The 807-nt window shown below is 54.4% G+C and carries 1 pseudogene; it reads left to right on the top strand.

What is annotated here, in order from left to right:
• Positions 1-54: 54 nt before the first annotated feature.
• Positions 55-615 (top strand): annotated as a pseudogene (locus tag NJLHNGOC_RS15540) (transposase); the annotation flags it as partial.
• Between the last annotated feature and the right edge of the window lie 192 nt (positions 616-807).

Below are 807 nucleotides of genomic sequence, written 5' to 3' on the forward strand. Positions count from 1 at the left end.
AAGTTACCAGTCACAATCCTCAATCATAAGGCGGCCTCAAACGGCCGGTTACGGATGAAACGCAGCCGCTTTACGGAAGAGCAGATCATAGGGATCCTGAAGGAACAGGAATCTGGGCTGAAGGTCTCTGATCTTTGCCGAAAACACGGGATCAGCGACGCGACCTTTTACAAATGGAAAACCTGCTATAGAGGTCTTGAGGTGTCCGAGGCCCAACGACTGAAGGCGCTGGAAGATGAAAACAGCCGCCTGAAACGTCTTCTGGCGAATGCCATGCTGGATAATGCCGCACTGAAGGAAATCGTAGGAAAAAGTGGTGACGCCTGCAGCTTCGCGGCAGGCGGCCCGACATATCCAGGCCACTCTGGCACTGAGTGGGCGCCGGACATGCGTCCTTACTGGTCTTGCCAGACGTGTTGCGCGGTTGTTCCCCCCGGTCTGACGATGCCGTCTTGCGGCAGCGTTTACGGGATCTGGCGGGCCAGCGGCGCCGTTTTGGGTATCACCACCTGAGCTACCTTCTGGCGCGGAAAGGCCTTCCCCAATCACAAGAAGCTGTTCCGCCTTTATCAGGAGGAGGGGCTAACAGTCCGTCATCGGGGAGGCCGCAGTAGAACGGATTTGTCGAAAGCTTCAACAACCGGCTCGCGAATGATGATTAAATCGGGCATCAGATATCGGTTTCCCGATCGGCCATCAGCGTCTCAAAAATCGTTTCCTACACCCTATGCCCAATGAATCACTCATTTCAGGGTCTGTCGGGAATTACGCTTTTTTGAAGCGTCTGGATGTGATTCAAAGCCTGTA

Origin of the sequence: Novacetimonas cocois, assembly GCF_003311635.1 — a bacterium.
In the GTDB taxonomy this organism is placed as follows: Bacteria; Pseudomonadota; Alphaproteobacteria; order Acetobacterales; family Acetobacteraceae; genus Novacetimonas; species Novacetimonas cocois.